This is a genomic window from Ruegeria sp. HKCCD7181 (genome assembly GCF_057221055.1).
Map to the genome: position 1 here is coordinate 148053 of NZ_JBWVBC010000005.1, position 25563 is coordinate 173615.

Below are 25563 nucleotides of genomic sequence, written 5' to 3' on the forward strand. Positions count from 1 at the left end.
CTGTGCCATTCCAGAGCAGGGCCGGGTAATCTGCGCTTATGACGCAGATTCCCGCCCGGATTCACGATTGGTTCTCTACCCGAGGCTGGTCCATCCACCCGCATCAACAAGACATGTTCGACAGGACGCTGGCCCCTGCGACCTTGCTGATCGCTCCGACAGGTGGTGGCAAAACGATGGCCGGTTTCCTGCCTACGCTCTCGGAACTGGCGGACGGTGCGCATGCGGGGCTGCACACGATTTATGTCTCGCCTCTCAAGGCTCTGGCGGCGGATATCCGACGCAATCTGCGCACACCGGTTGAAGAGATCGGCCTGCCCATCCGCATCGAAGACAGAACGGGCGACACCTCGGCCACGCAAAAGAAGCGTCAGCGCGCAGATCCACCACACATCTTGCTTACAACACCGGAAAGCCTGGCTCTGCTGACCTCCTATGAGGATGCACCGCGCATGTTTAAAGGAGTACAGCGGGTAATCGTGGACGAAATCCACGCCCTCGCCGAAAGCAAGCGGGGCGATCAGCTGATGCTGGCGCTGGCGCGCTTGCAACACCTCTGCCCTGATTTGCGCCGCGTCGGGCTATCCGCGACGGTAGAAGACCCTGATGCAATTGCTCGGTTTCTGGCCCGACACCCTGACCCCTGTGAGATCATTCAAGCAGATCCCGGACCGGACCCCGATATCTCAATGCTGGAAACGTCGGAAATGCCGCCATGGTCGGGGGGGGGCGCGGCCTATGCTATTCCGGCAGTGCTGGAGCAGATCAGGCAACATAAGACAACGTTGATCTTCCACAACACCCGCGCGCAGGCCGAGATCTTCTTTCACAACCTGTGGCTGGCCAATGACGACGGGCTGCCAATCGGCATTCATCACGGCAGCCTGGACCGACAACAACGTGAACGGGTCGAGGCCGCCATGGTCCGCGGAGATCTGCGCGCAATTGTCTGCACTGGCAGTCTGGATCTGGGCATCGATTGGGGGGACGTCGATCTGGTGATCCAGATCGGAGCACCCAAGAATGTGAAACGGCTGGTGCAGCGGATCGGACGTGCCAACCACCGTTACAATGCGCCGTCCAAAGCGCTGCTGGTGCCTGCGAACCGGTTTGAAGTTGTGGAATGCGTCGCAGCCCTTGAGGCGGCTAAGGCGTATGAGCTGGACGGTGATCCGCGCGGCCCGGGCCCCCGAGACGTTCTATGCCAGCATATCCTGATTGCTGCAGCCGCAGGCCCCTTTCAGGCCGACGCGTTGTTTACCGAGATGACTTCAGCCGGCCCCTATGCGCAGCTCAGCCGGGCCGAATTTGATGCCTGCCTGGATTTCTGCGCCACTGGCGGCTACGCCCTTCGGGCCTATGATCGCTGGCAACGGCTATTGCACCGTCCTGACGGGCTGTGGCAATTGCGAGATCCCCGCGCGGCGCAACGTATTCGTATGAATCTTGGCACAATTCAGGACACAGACACGCTTAAGGTGCGGCTAAAACGCAATCGGGGCGGCAAGCCTCTGGGCGAGGTCGAGGAAAGCTTTGCCGCCTCGTTAACACCAGGTGATACCTTCTTGATTGGCGGTCAGATCGTCCGGTATGAAGGCCTTCGAGAAATGGTGGTCGAGGTCAGCCGTCGTGCCGACAAGAAGCCAAAAATTGCCACGTTCTCGGGCACCAAATTCGCGACGTCAACTCAGTTGAGCGACCGTATTCTGCGCATGTTTACCCAACCTGATTGGCCACAATTGCCAGCGCACACTGCAGAATGGCTGGCGCTGCAACGAGACATGTCCCGCCTGCCCCAACGCGACCGGCTTCTGATCGAGAGCTTTCCCAATGACGGGCGTGAACATTTATGCGTCTACGGATTTGCCGGACGGAACGCTCAACAGACGTTGGGCCTGTTGCTTACCAAAAGGATGGAGGAAACCGGCCTCGCGCCGCTGGGCTTTGTGGCCACGGATTACGCCACACTGATCTGGGGCCTGGATGCGGTGATCGATCCGCGCCCATTGTTCCGGCAAGACGCGCTGCGCGACGGTCTAGACACATGGCTAGCCGGGAATGCAGTGATGAAACGAACATTTCGCGCCTCGGCGACAATTTCAGGACTGATCGAGCGTAACACCGGCGGCCAGCGTAAATCAGGGCGGCAGGCGACATTTTCCTCCGATATCCTGTATGACACTTTGCAAAAATACGACCCTGATCATCTGCTTATGAAAATCACACGCGAGGAAGCCATGCGCGGGCTGGTCGACTTCGGGCGGATCGAGACTATGATCGCTCGGATCGGCGGCCGGATCGACTTGGTGCGGTTAGACCGTGTGTCACCGCTTGCGGCACCACTGTTTCTGGAAATGGGGAAAGTCCCTGTTAAAGGCGCGGCCGAAGAACGTCTGCTGGCAGAGGAAAGCGCTCGCCTGATGCAAACAGCCGGCCTTGCCGTTGACTGATGCCTCTTGCAAATCCGACAGGAAAAAGCAAAGAACGGACCATGAACGCTCTTGAGTTTTCGTTTTTCGGGCAACGCCTTTTAGCCCTGGGGACAGGTGCGCTGTGGTGGCCTGATCAGAGCCTCCTGTGCATCTCGGACCTGCATCTGGGAAAATCGGAACGCGTGGCCCGCCGCGGAGGCCCTGCTCTGCCCCCATATGACAGTCGCGAGACGCTGAACCGACTAGCGGCAGATCTGACGCAGACGAATGCAACAACCGTAATCTGCCTGGGCGACAGCTTTGACGATCTAGAAACACCCCGATCGATGGACACGGTGGACAGATTGCAAATTTCGTCATTGCAAGCTGGTCGACGATGGATCTGGATCGAAGGCAACCATGACCCCGGCCCTGTGGAATTGGGCGGAGAGCATTTAGCGGATTGGTCATGTGGCCCGCTGGTTTACCGCCACATCGCACAGGCAGATGCAAAGGGCGAGGTTTCGGGCCACTATCACCCCAAAGCCCGAATAAGAATAAAAGGTCGCTCGATCACCCGCCCAGCATTTCTGGTGGACGGCACGCGCATGATCCTCCCGGCTTATGGCACATACACAGGCGGTTTGCGCAGCACAGATGTGGTGTTGGCACAATTAATGGCTGAGGATGCTCAGGCTATCCTCACCGGGCCCCAGCCGCAGAATATCCCCATGCCTCGCTAGGTCAGACCAAGCCGACCTCTTCCAGTTGGGGACGGTATTTCCGGCTGACCGGAACCAGGTCACCATTGCAGAGTCTCAGGAACGTTTTGCTACCTTGTTTCTCTGACCCAACGATAGCAGCCTCTGTAACCCAATGGGACCGGTGAGTGCAGTGACCGCGCACCGGCTCCATCTCTGCAATAGCGTCGGTAAAGCGCGACCGAATGGTGACTGTCCCCTCGGACGTTACGACATCCACCTGATGATCGCGCACGGTCAACCGGTATATGTACCCTTCAAATCCGGACGGCAGGCGATGGTACAGTCTGGGTAGTTGTTGGGGATGATCAGAATCCTCCTGATCGCGCTGCCGCACCAACATCAGGCCCGTGGCCAACATCACGCCATAAGGCATCACCATCAGGGGGCCTGGCGCTTCCTGGCCGCTGCATGTGAACACCATCCAAGTCAACAGCCACAAGGCCGGCGCAAACTGTGCCAGGATCAACAGTGCAAAGGCGACATCGCGAAGAAAAACTGCGGAATGACAAATCCGCTCGCGCACCAGTTTCCCCGCAACCCATGTCACGGCCAAAGCAAGGGCGATCACTCCAGCCCAGAAGATAAGGCGGACTGAAAATGGCAGGTTCATTTCCCGAAACGGCGCAAAGGAGTATGCCAGCAATGGTGTGAGCACAAGAACGGCCAACACACGCTGAAAGCTGAAATGGTCAATGACGGGACGTAGTCTAAACATCGTACTTGGTAACACCCACCACCCGAGGCCCAGCCTTCGACCCTCGGCTGGCCTACAGAATCTCGGCTTAACCGGCTGGAATAGAAGGTTTATCACCGGTTGACCGCCAGTCAAACCATTAACGTGTGAATGAAAAAATCTATGTAAGTACAAAAAAGGGTCGAAAAGCGCAGTCGCTTTTCGACCCTGTGATTTCCTCGGTTCGCCGGATTACCGGCGCACAAGTCTGCGTCAGGCCGTCAGGCCTTCTGGTTCCGGCAGGCTATTTGCCCTGCAACAGGCTGTCAGAGTATTGGCCAGTAGGCAAGCAATCGTCATCGGACCTACTCCACCGGGAACGGGCGTGATTGCACCAGCGCGCTCGGCAGCACTGGCATAGTCGACGTCACCCACAAGCTTGTTTTTGCCGTCGCGCTCGATCCGGTTGATGCCAACGTCGATTACCGTGGCACCCTCTTTGATCCAGTCACCGGGCACCATTTCGGGGCGGCCTACTGCGGCTACAACGATATCGGCGCGGCGGACGACATCAGGAAGATCCTTGGTGCGCGAATGCGCGATGGTCACAGTGCAGCTATCGCCCAGCAGCAGTTGAGCCATCGGCTTGCCTACAATGTTGGAACGACCGATCACAACCGCATCCATACCCGACAACGATCCGTGATGGTCGCGCAGCATCATCAGGCAACCCAGTGGCGTACAAGGCACCATGGATTTCTGACCAGTGCCCAGCAGGCCCACATTCGAGATATGAAAACCGTCAACATCCTTGGCCGGGTCGATGGAATTGATAACCAGGTCTTCGTTCAGATGCTTGGGAAGTGGCAGCTGCACCAGAATACCATGCACGGCCGGATCATTGTTAAGCTTGTCGACCAGCGCCAGCAGGTCCTCTTCGGAAGTGTCCGCATCCAGCTTGTGCTCGTACGAGTTCATGCCGACCTCGACGGTCATCTTGCCCTTCGATCGAACATAGACCTGGCTGGCCGGGTCTTCGCCCACCAAAACCACGGCCAAACCGGGCGTGATGCCGTTTTCTTCTTTCAACTTCGCAACCTGATCGGCCACTTGCGCGCGTACTGTACCGGCAAAGGCCTTACCGTCGATAACCTGAGCTACCATCCTTTGATCCCTTCTATCAAAAAGCGGATCGGGCGCAGATGCGCCCGGTCATTCAGTCAGGGCCGAGCACGCGTTCCTCGCGAGCGATCGACCAGTCAATCAATATGCGCCAAAGTTGTTCGGCCAATTCTGGGTCCATCCCCAAGTCACCGGAACTTTCGCGCACGCGCTGCACCACTTCTTCGACGCGATCCGGAATTCGGGCAGGAAGGCCCTCGCCGGGTTTCAGCTCGGATGCGCGGTCAATGTACGCTGCGCGCATCACCAACATTTCGATCAATTGGCGATCAAGCTTGTCGATCTGAGCCCGCAGGTCCTGCATGGATTGACAGTCTTGCGGAGGTGTCAGAGTGGGCATTTTGATCTCCTCGTGGCCCGGGGATTCCCCGGACCACGAGATGTCCTATTCAGCAGCTTAGAACAAGCCCTCGATCTCACCTGCGTCATTGAGGCAGATCGATTCTGCGGCGGGTTTGCGCGGCAGGCCGGGCATGGTCATGATTTCACCGCAAACAACCACGATGAAACCGGCACCGGCGGACAGGCGAACCTCGCGCACCGGAACCGAGTGGCCGGTGGGTGCGCCGCGCAGTGTCGGGTCGGTCGAGAACGAGTACTGTGTTTTCGCCATGCAAACCGGCAGGTTGCCGTATCCGGCCGCTTCCCAATCACGCAGCTGGTTGCGGATCTTGTTGTCGGCCAGAACTTCGTCAGCGCGGTAGATGCGCTTGGCGACGGTTTCGATTTTCTCGAACAGCGACATGTCGTCCGGGTAGATCGGCGAGAAGTTCGCAGAACCGCCATCGACGATCTCGACAACTTTCTCGGCCAGTGGTGCCGAGCCTTCCGAGCCCAGTTCCCAGTGACGCGACAGGATCGCTTCAACGCCATGCTCACCGCAATAGTCTTTCACGGCCTGCACTTCGGCGTCGGTGTCGGTGACGAAATGGTTGATGGCAACCACGACCGGAACACCGAACGATTTCACGTTTTCGATGTGACGGCCAAGGTTGGCACAGCCTGACTTGACGGCATCGACGTTTTCCGCACCCAGATCGGCCTTGGCAACGCCACCGTTCATCTTCATCGCGCGTACGGTGGCAACCAGAACGACTGCCGACGGAGCGATGCCTGCCTTGCGGCACTTGATGTTCATGAACTTCTCGGCACCCAGATCGGCACCAAAGCCTGCTTCGGTCACGACGTAGTCGGCAACTTTCAAAGCGGTCTTGGTCGCGATGACCGAGTTACAGCCATGCGCGATGTTGGCGAACGGGCCGCCGTGGACGAAGGCCGGGTTGTTTTCCAGCGTCTGCACCAGGTTCGGCTGCATCGCGTCTTTCAGCAGAACGGTCATTGCGCCTTCTGCCTTGATGTCGCGGCAATAGACCGGCGTACGGTCGCGGCGGTAAGCGACAATGATGTCACCCAGACGCTTTTCCAGATCCTGCAGGTCGTTGGCCAGGCAGAGGATCGCCATAACTTCCGACGCCACGGTGATGTCATAGCCAGCTTCGCGCGGGAAACCGTTCGACACACCGCCAAGCGAGCAGGTGATCTGACGCAAGGCACGGTCGTTCATGTCAACCACACGGCGCCATACGACGCGGCGCATGTCGATCTTCTGCTCATTACCCCAATAGATGTGGTTGTCGATCATGGCCGACAGCAACGAGTGGGCCGAAGTGATGGCGTGGAAGTCACCTGTGAAGTGCAGATTCATCTCTTCCATCGGAACAACCTGAGCAAAGCCGCCGCCTGCAGCGCCGCCCTTCATGCCGAAGTTCGGGCCAAGCGAGGCTTCGCGAATACAGATCATCGCGTTCTTGCCGATGCGGTTCAGACCGTCGCCCAGACCCACGGTGGTGGTGGTCTTGCCTTCACCCGCAGGTGTCGGGTTGATCGCGGTCACCAGGATCAATTTGCCGTCTTCACGGCCCTGAACCGAATTGATGAAGTCCTGGCTGACTTTGGCCTTGTCATGGCCGTAGGGCAGCAGATCCGCAGATTCGATGCCGATTTTTGCACCGATTTCCTGGATCGGTTTCTTGTTCGCCTCACGGGCGATTTCGATGTCGGATTTGTAGCTCATTGGGCAGGGTCCCTAATTGAATGCCGTGCGAAACCAACGCAGAACGTCGGCGCTGGATAACCCATACCGTTGTGTACAATTTTGATGGATATGGATTCCGACATAATCGTGCCGTGAAACGGCGTGAGGGCAATTCAACGGTTTCGAATCGGAAACACCCAGCCGTTAAGGCGCCCATGCCCGTTGATCCGGAACGAACAGCGTCATCCGGTCACCCAACTTAACCACGCCTGGCCTTTCTATCCATGCCGTAACACCGCGCCGGTCCCTCGCCGCAGGCTTGAAAGCGGCACCATGGCCGGGCCAATCCGCTTCGATCTCTTTTCCCGGCAATACGCAGGGGCGGTTCTCCATATCCACGGTGATTGTCAGGCCATCAGCTACCTGCAATCGCGAAGAAGGTGGGATATGCGTCAAATCTGGAATACCGCGCAATACGATGCTGGCCCCCAAATAAGACGGTTCCAACCGGCTCAGTTCCATGTCGTTGGCAATGGCTTCGATTTCTTCGGCCGATAGCACGGATAGCTGGCGGACATTCCGGATTTCAGTTCCCTGGGGATAAAGGTCCTTCACTCTGACACAGGACCTGCGGTTTACGCCTTCATGCCGGGCACCGCCATCGCCTGAGAAAGTCAGGTCGAGTTTTTCGACCGCGCAGGCACGTAAAGACCCACCGGTCGGGACATGACCTAGCCAGACGATTTCACCAGAAAATTCTGTTTTTTTGAGCACCGGCATTTCTTGATCACTTCCAGTTTTGACAGTCACGAATGGCTTTCGCAGCACACACTTATCCGGAGCAGGATGTCTGGCGGTAACCAGTGCGCGGCTGAGTCATCTCAAGATTTTCTATAAATCAAATCGCCAGAATCGCAGTTATGACAAAGCCAAGCTCCATCATTTCTTCATCAACGATCAAGCCAAATTCCAAACAGAACCAAACTTCAGCCCACAAAGGGTGTCACCGGTGTTCTGACGCCCGTCAGAACACCTAGACTAACGAGATCTTGCCGAAACTCAGCTCGGGTGCGGTGAACATATTATGATGAGCACATACCTGCTTTTCAGTGCTTTTTTGGAATGCAGCTGCCGCATAGAAATTGCAGACGTAAGCAACCACCGGAAAACCAGATACGACAAAGGCCGGAGTTGTACCCCGACCTTTGTATTTCAGTCTATCGTGACGATCCAGAGCTCAACCTGTCGGTTCGGGCTCCATGCCACCCTCTGGAGGGGTCTTTTTGGCTTTGGTCTTGGGGATTGCCGTGACGCTTGGCGCGTTGCCTTCATCCGGGCTGTCGCCCTCATCATCGCCCTCGTTGGGCGACTCACCATTCATGACGCGTTTTATCTCGTCACCGGTCAGCGTCTCATATTCCAGCAGGCCTTGCGCCAGACGCTCCCAACTTTCGTTCTGTTCAGTCAGGATCTGGTACGCTCGCTCATAACCCTGTTGAATCAGTCGCTTGACCTCTTCCTCGATCAGTTCTTTTGTGTGCGCCGAAACCGAGAAACCAGCGGTATTGCCAGAATATCCATCATGCGCTTCGGCATAATCAATATTGCCGACTTTGTCCGACATACCCCAACGCATCACCATCGCGCGCGAAAGCTGGCTGGCCTGCATGATGTCGCCGGCGGGGCCGTTCGACACGTGGTCTTCACCGTATTTTATCACCTCGGCCGCTTTACCGGCCATTGTCATAGCCAGCTTCTGCTCACACTCATCACGGTGATAGTTCAGGCGATCCATCTCGGGCAACGATACGACCATGCCCAGCGCACCACCGCGCGGGATGATCGTCGCTTTGTAGACCGGATCACACAGCGGTAGGCTCAGGCCGACAACAGCGTGGCCTGCCTCGTGATAAGCGGTCTTTTCTTTCTGGTCCTGGGTCAGCACCATCGAGCGGCGCTCGGCCCCCATCATCACCTTGTCCTTGGCATTCTCGAAATCTTCCATGGTGACAAAGCGACGGCCCACGCGGGCGGCCATCAGCGCGGCCTCGTTCACGAGGTTCGCCAGATCGGCACCCGAGAAACCAGGCGTACCACGCGCGATGATGCGCAGATCGACATCGGGGCCCAGAGGCGTCTTGCGCGCATGTACGCCCAAAATCTTCTCACGGCCTTTGATGTCGGGATTGCCAACAGTGACGTTTCGGTCAAACCGGCCCGGACGCAGCAGAGCGGGGTCCAAAACGTCCTTACGGTTGGTGGCCGCCAGGATGATCACACCTTCGTTGGCCTCAAACCCGTCCATCTCGACCAGAAGCTGGTTGAGGGTCTGTTCGCGCTCATCATTACCCCCGCCATAGCCTGCGCCACGATGGCGACCCACGGCGTCGATCTCGTCGATAAACACGATACACGGCGCGTTCTTCTTGGCCTGTTCGAACATGTCACGGACGCGGGACGCACCTACACCGACGAACATTTCCACGAAATCCGAACCAGAAATGGTGAAGAACGGCACACCTGCCTCACCTGCAATCGCACGGGCCAGCAGCGTTTTACCGGTACCCGGAGGGCCAACAAGCAGCGCACCTTTGGGAATCTTGCCGCCCAGACGCGAGAATTTCTGCGGATTGCGCAGAAATTCCACGATCTCTTCCAGTTCTTCCTTGGCTTCGTCAATGCCGGCCACGTCGTCAAAGGTCACGCGGCCATGCTTTTCGGTCAGCATCTTAGCCTTGGACTTACCAAAGCCCATCGCGCCGCCTTTGCCACCGCCCTGCATCCGATTCATGAAATAGATCCAGACACCGATCAAAAGCAGGAAGGGAAGAATGCTGAGGATGAACGTCTGGAACCCGGACTGCTGCTGCTTTTCGGCACGTACAGGAATGTTCTTGTCGATCAGCAGCTTTGTTACTTCAGCATCGCTGGGCTTGATCGTGACATAGTCGCGATTGTCGCTGGTGCGATACCGAATCTGTTCGCCATCAAGCGTCACATTGGTGACGTCTCCGGCATCCACGGCGCTGACGAATTCGGTATAGGTTCTTTCGTTGCTCTGAAGCGTTCCACCCGATCCGCTGAACAAATTGAACAGTGCAAGAATCAACAGGAACAGAACAACCCAGAAGGCGATGTTACGAGCGTTGCCCAAGGAAAATCTCCCAAAAGGTTTCGACAGATGGGGATCTGTCGGTTGCTTCTTAAAATAGAGATGATTGTAGCAGGTTCAATGCGATAAAATCGAAGTGTAAAACTCGGGCCGTTCGGGCGGGGCATCTACGTGCCATTTATTGGGAAAACCGGCCAGCGGCGCAGCCAACAGAGTTTCATTGACCCAAACTGCAGGTGTGGACAAAAGAGCAGCGCGGGGTTTGCCTGCCTCACGCCAGCCCTCAAGCTGCACGATACCGTCTTCGCCCAACGCCCGAATCCTAGTTTCTTTGGTCGCCGGGCCGGTCACGATCCAGCGCTTATCCCACAACTGACCGGGGCGTACCGTTTGGTCGGTTAAAGCGTTTAGCTCTCTGCAAATCCACGATTTTTTACCTTCGGGAATCAGAATGCAGCCACCAATCGTGAAGGTTTGACCCAGCGAAAGCGCCAGAAGTGCATTTTGAACCGCGCTTTGGCGCGGCGCGTACTCACCGCCCGCGATCCACCCAATCGCAGCGATCAGAATACGGCGACGGATTTCTTCTGGTAGTTTGGCAAACCCATCACGATCAATACACAGGTCCCCGCCATCGACCTGTACAATCTGGCGGGCGGAGTCTTGCGCATATTGTGCCAAGGCTTCACGCGCTTGTGCCAAGTTTTCAGCCACGCGTGACAGAGTTTTTGCGGTTATCCCAATCTCGTCCAGCCCGGATAGGGCTGTACGGGCCTTAATCCGGTCGAAACGCTGGTCCTGATTCGATGGATCGTCGATCCAGGTGATATCTGCAGCCCGTAAGAAATCCCGCAGCCGCTCCCGGGTTGTCGACAGCAAGGGTCGCAGCAATTGAATACCGCTTTCCCGACGCACGGATGCCATTGCAGACAGCCCCGACACACCGGATGCACGCGCCAGACGCATCAGAACGGTTTCCGCCTGATCGTCAGCGGTGTGGCCCAGAGCAATCGCTTCAAGTCCTAATTCATCGGCCCACTGGGTCAGCAACCGATATCTGGCTCGCCGGGCTGCATCTTGCAGATTTCCGGTCCCGTCCCAGCCACCCCAATTGAGCGTTTGGTGCGGGATGCTCCATCGCTGTGCCAATTCCGAAACCGCCAAAGCCTCGGCCCCAGATTCAGGTCGCAGGCCATGATCCACCGTCGCAGCAAACAGCTCCACCCGCTCGTTTCGCGCAATCTCGGCCAGCAGGCGCAACAGCGCTGTCGAGTCGCTTCCTCCGGAGATCGCGACACCCAACCGCCGCGGCAGCAGATCGGGCAATCCTGCCCGAACTTCATCAACAAGAGTGTCGGCGTCGGAGGTCAAGAACAGCCCAATGATGCCATTTCCTGCGCAGCAGAGCTCGCCGGGGCCGAAGTTGGGAATCTAACCTCCACTTCGCCCAGCGTGATGCAGGCCTGATCGGTCTGTCCCAGTCGCCCCAGTGCTGCGCCAAGTTCAAACAACGCCTCGGGCGCCAAAGGACCTTCGGAGTCACCGGTGAAACTGGCCAGGAACGCCCGCGCCGCTTCGCGTGTATCTCCCATACCCTCAAGGGCCTGCCCACGTCGCAAATTGGCGCGCGGAGCAAGTGGGCTGCCGGGATAAGATTGGTCAAACTGTGAAAACAGGTTTGCCGCTGTCGGGAAATCGCCATCGGCCAGAGCCTGAGCTGCCGCGTCAAAGTCCGCCTGTTCGCCGACTGCGAGTTCGACCTGTTCAGAAGTCTCTGGAGTTGCAGGAGTAATAACCGCAGTGCCGTTCGCAGTATCTTCACCGCCCAGCGTACTGGTGGGCTCACCAGAGATTTCGCATCCCGCTTCAAGTTCGCAAAGTCGGAACTCCATGTCGCCAATCCGATTTGTGCCATCGGTGACAATGTTCTGCACGCGTTGGCTCAATTGTTCAGTCTGGCGCGTCAAACGCTGTAGCTCGGCCTCGATCGCGTCCACCCGCTCCAGTATCGAACTACCCGACAGGTTCGGCGACGGCGAGCCGGTTGTCGAGAACTCGCGCTTTAGCCGCTGGATTTCCACGTGCAGCACCGTCAGTTCCTGCCGGATATCGGCCAGTGTCTGCTGATCCTGCGCCTGAGCCACACCAGCGGCAGATACAACCGCCGCTAGAACCAAACCTGCAATTCGCATCGTCTTACCCCGTGGTTGAACCCGTCAGCACTGTCACAGCGCGGCGGTTCTTAGTATAGCATTCCTCGGTACTGCAAATCTCGATTGGGCGTTCCTTGCCAAAGCTGACGGTTTGCAGACGGTTACCAGCAACACCGCGCGAGATCAGGAATTCACGAGCCGCGTTTGCCCGTCGCGCACCCAGCGCAAGGTTGTATTCTCGCGTTCCCTGCTCATCTGCGTGTCCCTCAATTGTGGCCACGTAATCTGGGTTGGCCAACAGCCAATCCGCCTGGCCCTGCAGGGTCGTCTGCCCTGCCGGCGACAATGTCGACTGATCCACGGCAAACAGCACGCGATCCCCGACAGTCTGCTGGAAGTAAGCTGGCGAACGCGGGTCGCTTGGTGATCCCGGAACCAGAGCACCGCTGCCGCCCGGACCGCCTCCGCCTAAAGCCGAAGGGTCGTTGTTCGTACAGGCGGCGATCAGGGCCAACGCGCCCACCGCCGCGACTTTGCTCAGAAGGTTCATTTCAATGCCTCGTGTTCCGTTTTGTTTATTGTCGTCTCTCTAACACAGTGTGGGTTTCTTGTGAACTTTGCCGACCCGTTGCTTTAATTCAATTTTGCAGTGGTCCCCAGGACGGGTCGCTGCCACCGTCCGGCGTGCGGACCGGTCGCAGATTGCGTCCCGAGATATCGACCGAGTAGAGCGAAGACCGCCCGCTTGCACCCTGCGTTTCGCGCGTGAACATGATAACCCGGCCATTTGGCGACCAGGTGGGACCTTCATCCAGGAACGAAGCGGTCAGCAGACGCTCTTCGCTGCCATCAGTGCGCATGACACCGATATGGAACCGGCCCTTGTTTTGCTTCGTGAACGCGATCAGATCGCCGCGCGGCGACCAGACCGGAGTGCCGTAGCGGCCCTGACCGAAACTGATACGTGTCGCCTCGCCTCCGTTGGCTGGCATGACATAAAGCTGCGGCGTGCCCGAGCGGTCGCTTTCAAACACAATCTGGCTGCCGTCCGGGGAATAGCTGGGCGCGGTTTCGATTGCCGGTGTATTGGTCAGCCGCACGCTTTGCCCGGAAGCCAGATCCATCTTCCACAAATCCGTATTGCCGCCCTGTGTCAGCGAGTAAACGATCGAACTTCCATCAGGTGAAAACCGCGGAGAGAAACTCATCGTGCCTTCTTGCGTTTTCAGTTCCTGCGGTCGCACGCGGGCCACATCCATAACGTAAATACGTGGTTGGCCGGTTTCATAACTTGTATACAGCAACCGGTCTCCCGTCGGCGAGAAACGCGGAGCAAGCACGATCGCCGCGCTGTCCGTCAGGTACTGAACATTCGCACCGTCATAATCCATGATCGCCAGCCGCTTGCGCCGCTGATCTTTTGGCCCGCTTTCCGAGATGAATGCGACGCGGCTGTCGAAATACCCCCCCTCGCCGGTTATCCGGCTATAGACCTGATCGGCCACCTTATGCGCCATCCGCCGCCAACCATCTGTGGTGCCGGCAAATTGCAAGCCTGTGCCCAGCTCTTGTCCCGAGAATACGTCCCATACGCGGAAGCGCACCGTCAGCCGCTTGCCCGAGACGTTGACCGCCCCAGTAACCAGGGCCTGTGCATTGATCGCCTTCCAGTCGGCGAATTGGACCGGCGCGTCGAAACTGCTGACCCGGCTGATGAACGCATCCGAAGAGATTTCGCGAAACAACCCGGTTCCCGTCAGGTCCGCTACAACCACGCGCGAGATATCCTGCGCATATTGCGCCGCGGCCGCGCTGTCTGGCACGAAGTTCGGTACTGCGAAGGGCATCGGCTCGATGATCCCTTCGTCGATTTCCAGACGCAGCGGTCCGCTTTGGGCGTAAACTGGTGCCGCCAGAAGAGAAAGGCCAACAAAGAGGCTGGTCAGAAGTTTCATCATTTGATCCGCATCCTCTCGGGATTGAATGTAATCTCAATATCCTGCCATTGCGCGTATTTGTCAGCAGGCAGAGTGTATCCTTTGGCACCACAGCGCAAAATCGCCCGCCGAGCCGCGTCGAAAGCCTGTTTTTCGGCGCCGGCCGACCCGCCGGAACTGTCCAGCAACCTGAGGCTGCCACCAATCACTTTGCCGTCTCGAGACAGCGAAAAACCAACGACAACAACGGTCTGCAAAGCGTCGGTCGACAGCGACCCGACATTCCAGCAGCGAGACACGGCCAACCGCATCGCGTCTTTCTCGCCGCTGGTCAGAGGCGGGCCGGAGGGCTCGCTGCCCTGGCCCAGTGCCTCAGCCAGCGCATCATCAATGGCCTGCTGGTTGTTTTGATCTGGTTCTTCCGCGGGCTCTGCTGTTTCTGCAACCTCGGGCTGGGCCGGTGGCTGCGGACGACTGGGGCGTGTGCGCGGGCGTGGTGATGTAAGGGGCGACGTTTCGTTTGTCTCTTCTGCCTCGGTCACAATCTGGTCGGTGGCCTCTTCCGGAGCCGTCTGATCCTGTTGTTCCTGTTGGGTCTCGGCCCCCTCATCCAACGACACTGGTGGAGTTTCAACGTCATCCGGCTTCACGTCGAGTGGAGGCGGCGCGACAGGTTCCGGGGCAACCCTGTCCACTGGTCGTGGTTGTGCCTCGGGGCCGGGCGGCACTGGCAACACCGCGACCTCTGGATCGGGTTGTTCCAAAGTCGGTGGTTCTTCGACCAGCTCTGGTTCAGGAGCTATTTCGACTGCTTCCGGCTCGGTCTCGGCATCAGGCTCGTCGGGAGTGACAGTTTCCGGGCTCGGCTGCACCTCATCAGTCGGTTGTGGTGCGTTGATTTCATCCTCGGGCTCTTCGGGTTGCTGAAGGTCGGCGGGGGGTGTCGGAACCTGTGGCGCTTCTCGCTGCGCGCTCAGAGCTGCAAATTGCTCAGCTGAAATCACGGAAACATCCTGCACGGCCATCGGCAGAGGCTCGGACCGGAACGTCCCGCCAAATAACGCCCAGCTGATCAGACTGACATGCGCAATCGCCGAAATTTTGGTGCCGGTCTCCACCGTGCGGCCTCACTCTCCACCATCGTCCAGCGTCGGCCCGCCGGTGTCAGTGACAAGACCTACATTGAAAAACCCACCCGCATTCAGCGCGCCCATCACCTGCATTACCTGAGCGTATGGGATTGCGCCGTCGGCCCGCAGGAAAACGCGGTCGCTGCTGCGTTCCGCTGCTATCGCACGCAATTTGCCAATCAATTCTTCGCGCAACACGTCCGTCGTTTGGATCTGTACCCGCCCATCGGCGGTAAGGGTCACGGTCAACGGTTCTTCGCTGTCGCCGGGCAAGGCACTGGCGGCGGTTTTGGGCAGGTCTACTGGCACGCCGACCGTCAGCAAGGGGGCGGCCACCATAAAGATGATCAGGAGAACCAGCATCACGTCGACAAAAGGTGTAACGTTAATCTCGGCCATCGGCTGCGCGCGACCGCGCCGACGTCCACGTCTGCGCCCGTTATCGCCCGAGGATTGCTGAACCGCTGCGCCCATATCAGCTGTCCAACTGCCGCGACAGGATGGTGGCGAATTCGTCCGCAAACGCCTCGTATCCGTTCACGATACGATCACTATCCGCACTGAGCTTGTTGTAGAAGATCACCGCCGGGATCGCGGCCAGCAATCCCAGACCCGTGGCAAGCAGCGCCTCGGCAATACCGGGCGCAACAACAGCGAGGTTGGTGTTCTGCTGTTCCGCAATTTCAATAAAGGCATTCATTATGCCCCAGACGGTTCCGAAAAGGCCGATAAACGGCGCGGTTGAGCCGACCGTGGCCAGAATGGGCAATCCTTTTTGGAGAGTTTCAGCCTCTTTGGCGATTGCGACGTCCATCGAGCGATCTATCCGCGCCGTGGCACCGGCGATCAATCCGCCATCGGTTCGATGCGACCTGCGCCATTCGATCATACCCGAGGCAAAGATCTTTTCAGAACTGCCGTCCGGCTGTGTCCCAATTTGTTCAAATAGCTCATCCAGCGGGTTGCCGGACCAGAAAGATTCATCAAAAACCAGCGCCTCGCGCCGCGCGGCACGATAGTTGATCAGTTTCTGGACGATGATTGCCCAGGACCAGAAGGACGCGATCACGAGGATCAGCATTACGATCTTGACGATAAATGTCGCACGGGCAAACAGCCCCCACATGGAGAAATCGATCTCCTGCGCCAGCGCCAGCGTTTCAGCTTCCATGAACCTGCTCTTTGTTTTTGCCTGACAGCCATTTGGCCTTGTTTTGCCAAACGCTAGCGCAGATGGTCATGAAAAGCCAACAGAACCACCCCGGCAGGGCAATTTGTTACAGCAATGCGCGAATCTCTGCCGGAAGACGGACTGGTTTACCCTGACTGTTCATACACACGGCGGTGACAACAGCGCGAAACACCTCGGTCTCGCCCCGTTTTACCAATTGCGACATGGTCAATCGAACACCCGAGACCGCGACCACATTCGTTTCTATCGTCAACTCGTCATCGAACCTGGCAGAGGCCAGATAGTCCGCCTCGATCCGGCGCACGACCCAGACGATACCGGCATCCCGCATCGCGTTCTGATCGTTCCCCAGCTCGCGAACCCATTCCGATCGCGCGCGTTCGATGAACTTGAGGTAATTCGCGTGATAGACCACGCCGCCCATGTCGGTATCTTCATAGTAAACCCTGACAGGGAAGACATGTGTCACAGAGGCTGCTCCAATCTGGCAAACAGGCGCAACGCATGGGATGGGTCCTGTGCCGCGCCCGGCAGAACCGGATCGTAGGCTGCGCGGACCAGCGCGGCAATATCCGGCCGCAGGATCGTCGCGTCACCTGCAATAGCAAGCGGAGATTTGTTACGAAATGCGGTTTCCGACCATAAAAGGATAGTCTGAACCACTTGGCTAAGAGCCAGTGTCTCGGCTGGAATCTTGGACAGTTCCTTGTCCATCCTAAGGAAAACAAAGGCTGCGCGGATGGCACCGTCTTCCTCGAAACGGAAGATGCGGTATTGGTTGGCATCTGCTGAAAGCAAACGGTCCACCAAAGGCCCAAGGTCTGGGATCAGGCGATCCAAATCAGGTACACTGAGCAGCTCATTCCAGTCCCTGAAAAAGAAGACCATACAATTGGCGCCCAGTTCCGGATCGGTTTCGGCCATCTTGTGGCCTGCCAGAGTGACTACTGCCTCGAACGCACCCTTGACGGTTGCCAGCGTCTCATCCTCAATCCCAAACACGATCGGCACTATTGGCCGCCCCCAGCGCGCAAACAAAAATTCACCGCGTTCGCGCGTGAACATCGCTTCGATCTCGTCCGGTGTCACGCCAACCCCTTCATCTTTTCGACAATACTCTCACCGAAGGCATAAAAAATCCGGGCGGCGGCTTCAACCAAACAGATCGGTTTGCCTTTTGGGGGCCGCCATGCCCAGATGCGTCCACGCCTTTTGTGCCAGCATGCGTCCGCGTGGGGTCCTCTGGATCAAACCCTGCTGCAACAAGAAGGGCTCAATCACTTCCTCAAGAGAGTCGCGACTTTCCGATAACGCTGCCGACAGGGTCTCGATCCCCACCGGGCCACCGGCATAGTTCTCGGCGATCAGCTTCAGATACCGCCGATCCGCACCGTCCAGCCCAAGATGGTCCACCCCCAACCGGGTCAGAGCGCCATCTGCAAGATCTCGCGTGATGCGCCCATCTCCTTCGACGATGGCAAAATCGACAACACGGCGCAGCAGGCGCCCGGCGATCCGGGGCGTTCCGCGCGACCGCCGCGCGATTTCGCGCGCACCATCATCATCGGCAGGTGCGCCCAGTTTGCGCGCATTGCGGGTGACGATCTCGTGCAACTCGTCGACCGTGTAAAACTGCAAGCGCGTCGGAATGCCAAACCGGTCGCGCAAGGGCGTGGTCAGCAATCCCATCCGCGTTGTTGCCCCAACGAGAGTAAAAGGCTGCAACTCGATCCGTACTGTTCGCGCCGCAGGGCCCTCACCGATCACCAAATCGAGCTCGAAATCCTCCATCGCCGGGTACAGCACCTCTTCGACCGCTGGGTTCAGGCGGTGAATCTCGTCGATGAACAGAACATCACGCGTTTCCAGATTGGTCAGGATTGCCGCCAGATCCCCCGCCTTGGCCAGAACAGGCCCAGAGGTCATGCGGAAATTCACCCCAAGTTCGCGCGCCATAATCTGCGCCAATGTGGTTTTGCCCAAACCCGGGGGACCATGAAACAGCGTGTGATCCATCGCCTCGCCCCGCTGCCGAGCAGACTGGATGAAGATGCGAAGATTGGCACGCGCCTCGGCCTGACCGATGAATTCATCCAGCCCCTGAGGGCGCAGCGCGCGGTCATTGTCTTCAGGTAAAGGCTCAGGGCGCAGGGCAGGATCGGCATCAACCATTCATTCAGCCTTTCGGGGCCAGTAGTTTCAACGCAGCGCGAATTAGGTCAGCTTCCCCCGCATCCGGCAAGTTTGCCGCCGCCTCCGCCACGGCTGACGCCGCATCAGAGGGGCCGTACCCCAAGTTCGACAAGGCCGACAACGCCCCCGCCGAAGCTGCCGCTGCACCCGAAGCCGGTTTGGCCTGACCTCTGGGTGCCGGTGCCGGTTCTGCCGGTTCGACGACATCCAGTCCAGGGCCATCCATAGCATCGCTCACTGTGCCCCCCATGGCCATCACGCCCGGCGCCTTGTCCTTAAGGTCCAGTACAATCCGCTGTGCGGTCTTCGGACCGACCCCTTTGGCGGCCTTGACCGCCCCCCAATCGCCCAGCGCGATCGCCCGGCTAACGCCCTCCGGTCCAAGTGCGGAAAGAATGGCCAGCGAAACCTTGGCGCCGACACCTTGCACCGAACACAACAACCGGTGCCATTCCTTCTCGACCAGTGACAGGAACCCATAGAGCTGCATCAGGTCTTCGCGCACGACCAAGTCTGTGTAAACCGATACCGCCTCACCCGCGCCGGGCAGTGCGGCCATGGTCCGGTTCGAACAGTAAACGATATAACCGACACCCCGAACGTCGATTAGCACATGATCCGCTGCGCGATAGTCCAGCCGTCCTGTTAGTTTTCCGATCATGCCCGCACCTCTTTCACTCGCGCCCGTTGCGTCTTGCCGTAATAGGCGTGGCAGATCGCAATCGCCAGAGCGTCCGCTGCATCCGCGCCTTTGGGTTGACATCCCGGCAATTGCAGCTTGACCATGTGAAGGACTTGCTCTTTCTCGGCATGTCCAACACCGACCACGGTTTTCTTAACCCGGTTCGGCGCGTACTCCCCCACGGGCAACCCGGCCTGCGCCAATGTCAGCAGCGCAACACCGCGCGCCTGACCCAGTTTGAGCGTCCCCGCCCCATCTTTGTTGACGAATGTCTGTTCGATCGCGGCCTGCTCAGGCAAATACTCAGCTATAACTTCGACGATCTGATTGTGCAGCGATAAAAGCCGCTCACCTAAATCGTCCCCGTCCGATTTGCACAATCCATTCGAAACGTGGCTCAGACGGCTGCCATTTGATTCGATGACGCCCCATCCCAGGGTCCTAAGCCCCGGATCAATGCCCAGAATTCGCATGTTTTGCCTCGGCCTGCTCGGGTTTTATTGATCTTTTTTATCGATTAGCACGAAACATGAACATTTTCCAAGCGAATTGACTTTACGCCTAAAAACGACACGACTGTCTTGCTCGCGACAAAGTGGATTGTTTTCGACACCGAATGGTCCGGAAGCGACCTGTTTCATGAACGTATTTTCATCAATAATTTAAGGGTTTTTCATCAACTGGGAGCGTTGCAAAAACTGCATAGGACACATGCAAAAACTGCTATTGCGCGGGCAATACGACATCACTAGATGCCGCTCAGATCTCAAGATCAGAGTTTAACACAAACCAGAAGGAAACAGGATATGGCTGCACTGGACACTACCCGCATCGCAACCACTGGCTCAATCGGCCTCGTTGGCCGTATCGGCGCATTTTTCGTATCGGCAGTAAACGCCGTTGTGGAATGGAACGACGCCCGCGTTACCCGCAACGCGCTGAACGTTCTGACAGATCGCGAGCTGGAAGATATCGGCCTGTGCCGTGGTGACATCGACGTTGTCGCTGAAGGCCGCCGGTAAGACTAATTAAGCTACCACTCACACGCCCCTCTCCTTCCTCCCGGTGGGGCAAGAAAGAACACCGCATGCCACTTGGCCTGCGGTGTTTTTTTTATTCCCTTAGGAGGAGCGTCGGGGAGATCAGTACCAAATATTGACTATCTGTACCGACAGGAACTCGGATACCGGATCAATCTGCATGATCCAGGCACCGGCTTTTTCTACAGAGGTCCCCGCATCCAGGCTATCCACGCGGTTCTGATACGTTGATGCCCCGAGATGGAACAGTAAAAACGCCTTAAACGCGAAAAAACCAATCAATGCGAGAAACAGAACCCGCACCGGAATTGCTGACCGCACACGCTGCGGCTTCATCACAACCAATCCGTCCGATCGCATGGACGCGCGATACCCGCGATTGAGTTTCTTGTGTTTCTTGGTCAGTCGCGTCACGCGCTGATCGAATTCAAGTTGTTTTCCAGTCATGGCAGCCTCCGAAAACCGCCCCCCGATTGCATCCAATAACGCTAGGTACAGAATGCGACAAAAGCGTGGCGAATCTCCAGAAAACTCCCGTAAATGGCCCAATTTTAGCCCTGTTTCGTTAAGATTAGCGTCGTCCACTCACCAATTTCGCCCCTTCGGGCCAGATTGAACCCATTTTGAGAATAAACTGACAGCACGTCATCCGCCTGTTCGTTCAGGATTCCAGACAGAATCGCCTGTCCTCCTGCGCGCAAATTTTCCGATATTTCAGGAGAGAGTGCGACAAGTGGGCCCTTCAGGATATTGGCAAAAATTAAGTCATAAGGCGCATGAGATTGCAGGTCAGGATGATCGAAACCGGCAGCTTCGACGCAGCGAACCGCGTCCGCCATACCGTTTGCCTTCAAGTTGGCTTCGGCCACGTCGACGGCAACCTGATCTATGTCACTAGCCAGGATATCCCCTTCCCACACCCGTGCAGCGGCCATGGCCAGAACGGCAGTACCACAGCCGATATCGGCCACTTTGCTTGCCGAAAACCCTTGGTCCAGCAGCCAGTCCAACGCCTTGAGGCACCCAAGCGTTGTCCCATGGTGCCCTGTGCCAAAGGCCATCGCGGCTTCGATCAGCAACGGGATACGCCCTTCGGGCAGCTTGTCGGCATCATGACCGCCATAAACAAAGAACCGGCCTGCTTCGACCGGAGCCAACTCGCGGCGGACATGAGCCACCCAGTCGGTTTCGGGCAATTCGGATACTACAAACGGTTTGGCCTCGAACGCTGCTGCCAGCACCGCCAACGCGGTTTCATCCGGGGCTTCAGTGAAGTAGCCACCAACTTCCCAAAGGCCCGACCCATCTTCGATATCGAACACGCCCACTCCGGTGGGTTCGGGGTCAAGCCGCTCCATCGCTTCACCCAACCCCTCAGCAGCGGTTTTGCCGGTCAAGGTGGTCAGCGCGGTAAATGTGGGCATGGAGGCCTCCTGTCTAAGATGCTTCAGCGCCTAGGGCGACGGGCCGCCAAGGTCAAGCTTCAGCACTTATTCAGCAGGAGCAGGCGCGTATTTCGACAGGATCGTTTCATTGCCGGGCTCAGGGTGGCGCGGAATCAGAAAGGAGAGCGTTAGTGACACCAGCGCCATCAAAGCCGCCAATCCGAAAACGGCACCAGGCGACAGAACCCACAGCAATCCCAGCAATGCGGGCAGGAACACCGCCGCAATATGATTGATGGTAAAGGCGACGGCAGCAGTCGGCGCTATATCTGCCGGATCGGCAATTTTCTGAAAGTATGTCTTAAGGGCCAGCGCCAGCGCAAACAGCACATGGTCGATTACATAAAGGATCGCCGCTAAAAGCACGCCCCAACCGAACCAGTAGATGCCGCCATAGGCCGCAAAAACAATGGCCAAACCGGTATACTCGAAGATCAGCGTGCGTCTCTCGCCAAACCGTGCAACCGCTTTACCCAGCAGAGGGGCCGCCAGCATATTGATCATCAGATTGATCAGATAGAGGCTTGTGAGTTCGTGCACCTCGAATCCAAATTTCTCGACCATCATGAAGCCCGCAAAGACAACAAAGATCTGTCGCCGTGCTCCGGCCATGAATTGCAGCGCGTAGTACAGCCAGTAGCGGCGGCGCAGAATAAGTTTCTTGGTCTGTGGTGTTGGGGCATCGAATTGCGGATATGCGAACAAACAGAACAACGCCAAAAGGGCGGTCACACCGCCAGCAGCCATGAATACAGTATTATAGGACAGATCAAATCGATCCCAGGTCAGCACGATCAACCCATAGACCACTGCGGTGGCTGCAGATCCCATGGCTACCAGCCAACCCAAAACTTGCGGCGCCCGGTCCTTAGGCAACCATTGCAGTTGCAGCGATTGGTTCACTGTTTCGTAATAGTGAAAGCCTATCGAACTGAACAACGTTACAAAAAGCAAACCGCCCAAACTGGGGAACCACGCGGTCACGGCTGTAGCCACGCCCAGCATCATAAGTGAGATCATCGCCAGCACCTGTTCTCGGATGAACAGGATCACTGCGATCACGCCAATCGCCAAAAACCCGGGAATTTCGCGTACAGTGTGCAACAAGCCGATGTCGGCGCCATCGAAGCTCGCAACTTCAATGACAAAATTGTTTAGCAGCGCACTCCAGGCGTTGAACGCAATAGGCATGGTCAACGCCATCACGAACAAGAGCGTGATAGGACGGCGCCAGACCGGAAGGCTCTGCGCTTCTGAGAGCGGCATGGGTTTCAACATGAGAGTCCTCTACGCCCATTTCGTTATTTTGGCGAGAGGAAAGCCTGCAACGCACAAGGTCTCTGCATTGATGCAGAGTTTAGTAAAAGCTCTGCGGATCAATATCTACCGTCAGACGGATATCGCCTTTGAGGCGTAAAGGTGCGATCCAACGGGCAATAGCATCCTGAATGGGCGCGCCCTTTGGGGCTTTGACCAGCAGCCGGACCCGGTGTCGCCCGCGTATTCTCGCGATTGGAGCCGGAGCCGGGCCAAAAACCTGTGCGCCAACCTCGCGAAGCGAAGTGTCGTTTCGGGCCATCGAATTACCGATATCAAAAACAGGTCCAACTTCCGGACCCGATAGGACGATCCCGGCCATGCGACCAAAAGGAGGAACACCTGCAGCTTGTCTGCCAGCGGCTTCGGCTTTCCAGAACCCTTCTTCGTCGCCCGACAAGATCGCGCGGATGACAGGATGTTCCGGCTGGAAAGTCTGCAAAAGCGCCTGCCCCGGCTTATCCGCACGACCCGCGCGTCCGGCCACCTGTCGCATCAATTGAAATGTCCGCTCCGCTGCGCGGAGGTCGGCCCCGTGCAAGCTGAGGTCTGCGTCAATCACGCCCACCAGCGTCAGATTGGGAAAATTGTGCCCCTTAGCGACCAACTGGGTTCCGATGACTAAATCCGCATCGCCTTCGGCGATCTCCTCGATCTTGGCTTTCAACGCGCGTGCAGACCCGAAGAGATCAGAACTGAGCATTGCAATCTTGGCCTCGGGGAATGTCGCCTCAGCCTCTTCGGCCAACCGCTCAATTCCCGGCCCGACTGGCGCCAGCTTACCTTCCACTTGGCAAGATGGGCACGCATCGGGCATCGGCTTGGTTTCGCCGCATTGATGGCACATCAGTCGTTTGAGAAACCGGTGTTCAACCATGCGTGCATCGCAATGATCACAGGCAATCTGTTCCCCGCACGCACGACACAGGGTAACAGGTGCATAACCGCGACGATTGATGAAAAGCAGCGATTGCTCGCCCTTCTCGATCCTTTGGCGAACCGCCTGCCGCAGAGAAGGAGAAATCCATGTCCCCGGTTGCATCTGTTCTGCGCGCATGTCGATCGGCTTCATTTCGGGCAACACAGCTGCTCCGAACCGCGAGGTCAGGTCAAGCCGTTCGTATTTGCCCGCCTCGGCATTGGCCCAGCTTTCCAGTGATGGTGTGGCACTGGCCAGAATCACCCGTGCCCTGCAAATCGCCGACCGCAGCACAGCCATATCCCGTGCGCTGTAATGCACGCCGTCCTCTTGCTTGTATGATGTGTCGTGCTCCTCATCGACCACGACCAATCCCAGGTTGCGAAACGGCAGGAACAATGCTGACCGCGCACCTATCACCATCTGCGCATCGCCCTGCCCGACCATGCGCCAGACTCGGCGGCGTTCGGTCATGGTCGCGCCCGAGTGCCACTCGGCCGGGCGTGCACCGAACCGCGCCTCGACCCGCGTCAGAAACTCAGCCGTGAGTGCGATCTCGGGCAATAGAACCAGCGCCTGACGCCCCATGCGCAATGCTTCGGCCACGGCCTCCAGATACACCTCGGTCTTGCCCGAGCCCGTCACACCCTTCAGCAGCGTGGTGCCATAATCCCCAGAGCGCTGGCCTTCCTGCAGTTTCGCAACAGCAGCTGCTTGATCGTCGGTCAAGGCTTTGCCCGGCAAGTCCGGGTCCAGATGCGGATAGGGCAAGTCCCTTGGACTGTCTTCCTCCCGCACTGCGCCTTGCTTGACCAACCCCTTGACGACCGAGGAGGTAACCCCGGCCTGTTCAGCAAGTTCCTTCAGTGTAAACGCCAACCCACCGTAATCGCGCAAAACCTCTAGCACACGCGTTCGGGCGTCGGTCATCCGGTCGGGTTCGCCATTACCCAGCCGATAGATCTTGCGCATCGACGGCGGATCGCTCAGTCCCGGCGCACGCGTCGCCAGACGCAGCATCGCAGGCATCGGCGTCAGCGTGTAATCTGCTACCTTACCCAGAAACAACTGCATCTCTTCGCGCATCGGCGCGACCTCAAGAACGCGGATTATCGACCGCGCCTTGCTCAGATCAAAGCCACCCTTCCCCGGCCCCCAAACCACACCCAGAACCTTGCGTGGCCCCAATGGAACCTCGACAAACGCACCAAGAAAGCACCCACCCTCGGGTGCTTTGTAATCCAGCGTTCGGTCCAGCGGCTGCGTTGTCAGCACCGAAACCAGCTCTCCTTGGTCGAAAAATCCGTTAGCGCTCACGGTATATCCTTCGCAGGGGGTTCCAGCATGGGTCTCTTTGAGGTAAAGCCATCCGCGACCA

25 protein-coding genes are annotated in these 25563 nt (G+C 57.8%); 3 read left to right on the forward strand and 22 right to left on the reverse strand.

The annotated features are described in order from the left end of the window. Positions 1 to 38: 38 nt before the first annotated feature. Positions 39 to 2450, forward strand: coding sequence for a ligase-associated DNA damage response DEXH box helicase (locus AC2TCY_RS11915; protein ID WP_480847670.1), 2412 nt, complete (start codon positions 39 to 41; stop codon positions 2448 to 2450). A 41-nt stretch (positions 2451 to 2491) separates the two neighbouring features. Beyond that, positions 2492 to 3154, forward strand: a complete 663-nt coding sequence (pdeM, locus tag AC2TCY_RS11920) for a ligase-associated DNA damage response endonuclease PdeM (RefSeq protein WP_480847671.1) — start codon at positions 2492 to 2494, stop codon at positions 3152 to 3154. Between the two features lies 1 nt (position 3155). Here the strand turns inward: pdeM and AC2TCY_RS11925 are convergent, their stop codons facing one another. The 18 genes from AC2TCY_RS11925 to ruvC form a co-directional block, all read right to left on the reverse strand. Beyond that, a complete protein-coding gene (locus AC2TCY_RS11925) occupies positions 3156 to 3890 on the reverse strand; it encodes a LytTR family DNA-binding domain-containing protein (RefSeq protein WP_480847672.1) in 735 nt (244 codons plus the stop codon). 231 nt (positions 3891 to 4121) lie between these two features. Next, positions 4122 to 5012 (reverse strand): bifunctional methylenetetrahydrofolate dehydrogenase/methenyltetrahydrofolate cyclohydrolase FolD, encoded by an 891-nt coding sequence (folD, locus tag AC2TCY_RS11930; protein ID WP_480847673.1) that lies wholly within the window; start codon positions 5010 to 5012, stop codon positions 4122 to 4124. 52 nt (positions 5013 to 5064) lie between these two features. Next, entirely contained in the window at positions 5065 to 5370 is a 306-nt protein-coding gene (locus AC2TCY_RS11935) for a chorismate mutase (RefSeq protein WP_480847674.1), read from the reverse strand. A 57-nt stretch (positions 5371 to 5427) separates the two neighbouring features. Continuing rightward, positions 5428 to 7104, reverse strand: coding sequence for a formate--tetrahydrofolate ligase (locus tag AC2TCY_RS11940; RefSeq protein ID WP_480847675.1), 1677 nt, complete (start codon positions 7102 to 7104; stop codon positions 5428 to 5430). 165 nt (positions 7105 to 7269) lie between these two features. Next, positions 7270 to 7845, reverse strand: coding sequence for an MOSC domain-containing protein (locus AC2TCY_RS11945; protein ID WP_480847676.1), 576 nt, complete (start codon positions 7843 to 7845; stop codon positions 7270 to 7272). A 457-nt stretch (positions 7846 to 8302) separates the two neighbouring features. Continuing rightward, positions 8303 to 10219: an ATP-dependent zinc metalloprotease FtsH gene (gene ftsH / locus AC2TCY_RS11950; protein WP_480847677.1), complete on the reverse strand. Its 1917-nt coding sequence runs from the start codon at positions 10217 to 10219 to the stop codon at positions 8303 to 8305. A 75-nt stretch (positions 10220 to 10294) separates the two neighbouring features. Beyond that, positions 10295 to 11548, reverse strand: coding sequence for a tRNA lysidine(34) synthetase TilS (gene tilS, locus AC2TCY_RS11955; protein WP_480847678.1), 1254 nt, complete (start codon positions 11546 to 11548; stop codon positions 10295 to 10297). Continuing rightward, positions 11545 to 12369: a tol-pal system protein YbgF gene (gene ybgF / locus AC2TCY_RS11960; protein ID WP_480847679.1), complete on the reverse strand. Its 825-nt coding sequence runs from the start codon at positions 12367 to 12369 to the stop codon at positions 11545 to 11547. The genes tilS and ybgF overlap by 4 nt, the downstream gene beginning before the upstream one ends. Positions 12370 to 12373: 4 nt before the next feature. Then, positions 12374 to 12880, reverse strand: a complete 507-nt coding sequence (gene pal, locus AC2TCY_RS11965) for a peptidoglycan-associated lipoprotein Pal (protein WP_480847680.1) — start codon at positions 12878 to 12880, stop codon at positions 12374 to 12376. 88 nt (positions 12881 to 12968) lie between these two features. Beyond that, on the reverse strand, positions 12969 to 14288 hold the full coding sequence (tolB, locus tag AC2TCY_RS11970) for a Tol-Pal system beta propeller repeat protein TolB (RefSeq protein WP_480847681.1): 1320 nt from the start codon (positions 14286 to 14288) through the stop codon (positions 12969 to 12971). After that, positions 14285 to 15385, reverse strand: a complete 1101-nt coding sequence (locus AC2TCY_RS11975) for an energy transducer TonB family protein (RefSeq protein ID WP_480847682.1) — start codon at positions 15383 to 15385, stop codon at positions 14285 to 14287. The genes tolB and AC2TCY_RS11975 overlap by 4 nt, the downstream gene beginning before the upstream one ends. Before the next feature lie 9 nt (positions 15386 to 15394). Continuing rightward, positions 15395 to 15871, reverse strand: a complete 477-nt coding sequence (gene tolR, locus AC2TCY_RS11980) for a protein TolR (protein WP_480847683.1) — start codon at positions 15869 to 15871, stop codon at positions 15395 to 15397. Position 15872: 1 nt separating this feature from the next. Continuing rightward, on the reverse strand, positions 15873 to 16568 hold the full coding sequence (tolQ, locus tag AC2TCY_RS11985) for a protein TolQ (protein WP_480847684.1): 696 nt from the start codon (positions 16566 to 16568) through the stop codon (positions 15873 to 15875). A 106-nt stretch (positions 16569 to 16674) separates the two neighbouring features. Then, positions 16675 to 17058 carry a tol-pal system-associated acyl-CoA thioesterase gene (ybgC, locus tag AC2TCY_RS11990; protein WP_480847685.1) on the reverse strand — a complete coding sequence of 128 codons (384 nt, stop codon included), beginning with the start codon at positions 17056 to 17058 and terminating at the stop codon, positions 16675 to 16677. Further along, on the reverse strand, positions 17055 to 17678 hold the full coding sequence (locus AC2TCY_RS11995; protein ID WP_480847686.1) for a hypothetical protein: 624 nt from the start codon (positions 17676 to 17678) through the stop codon (positions 17055 to 17057). Before AC2TCY_RS11995 ends, ybgC begins: the two co-directional genes overlap by 4 nt. A gap of 63 nt (positions 17679 to 17741) precedes the next feature. Beyond that, positions 17742 to 18761, reverse strand: coding sequence for a Holliday junction branch migration DNA helicase RuvB (ruvB, locus tag AC2TCY_RS12000; RefSeq protein ID WP_480847687.1), 1020 nt, complete (start codon positions 18759 to 18761; stop codon positions 17742 to 17744). 4 nt (positions 18762 to 18765) lie between these two features. Then, entirely contained in the window at positions 18766 to 19443 is a 678-nt protein-coding gene (ruvA, locus tag AC2TCY_RS12005; RefSeq protein ID WP_480847688.1) for a Holliday junction branch migration protein RuvA, read from the reverse strand. Beyond that, positions 19440 to 19937, reverse strand: a complete 498-nt coding sequence (ruvC, locus tag AC2TCY_RS12010; RefSeq protein WP_480847689.1) for a crossover junction endodeoxyribonuclease RuvC — start codon at positions 19935 to 19937, stop codon at positions 19440 to 19442. The genes ruvA and ruvC overlap by 4 nt, the downstream gene beginning before the upstream one ends. A gap of 333 nt (positions 19938 to 20270) precedes the next feature. On the opposite strand from ruvC, the gene AC2TCY_RS12015 reads away from it, so the two are divergent. After that, entirely contained in the window at positions 20271 to 20486 is a 216-nt protein-coding gene (locus AC2TCY_RS12015; RefSeq protein ID WP_480847690.1) for a DUF1127 domain-containing protein, read from the forward strand. 120 nt (positions 20487 to 20606) lie between these two features. Here the strand turns inward: AC2TCY_RS12015 and AC2TCY_RS12020 are convergent, their stop codons facing one another. The 4 genes from AC2TCY_RS12020 to AC2TCY_RS12035 all read right to left on the reverse strand — a co-directional run bounded on the left by AC2TCY_RS12020 (position 20607) and on the right by AC2TCY_RS12035 (position 25502). Next, positions 20607 to 20951 carry a hypothetical protein gene (locus AC2TCY_RS12020; RefSeq protein WP_480847691.1) on the reverse strand — a complete coding sequence of 115 codons (345 nt, stop codon included), beginning with the start codon at positions 20949 to 20951 and terminating at the stop codon, positions 20607 to 20609. Positions 20952 to 21055: 104 nt separating this feature from the next. After that, a complete protein-coding gene (locus AC2TCY_RS12025; protein ID WP_480847692.1) occupies positions 21056 to 21928 on the reverse strand; it encodes a 50S ribosomal protein L11 methyltransferase in 873 nt (290 codons plus the stop codon). Between the two features lie 66 nt (positions 21929 to 21994). Continuing rightward, a complete protein-coding gene (locus AC2TCY_RS12030) occupies positions 21995 to 23227 on the reverse strand; it encodes an MFS transporter (RefSeq protein WP_480847693.1) in 1233 nt (410 codons plus the stop codon). A 79-nt stretch (positions 23228 to 23306) separates the two neighbouring features. After that, the gene (locus AC2TCY_RS12035; RefSeq protein WP_480847694.1) at positions 23307 to 25502 is read right to left on the reverse strand and encodes a primosomal protein N'; all 2196 of its coding nucleotides are present in this window, start codon (positions 25500 to 25502) and stop codon (positions 23307 to 23309) included. Between the last annotated feature and the right edge of the window lie 61 nt (positions 25503 to 25563).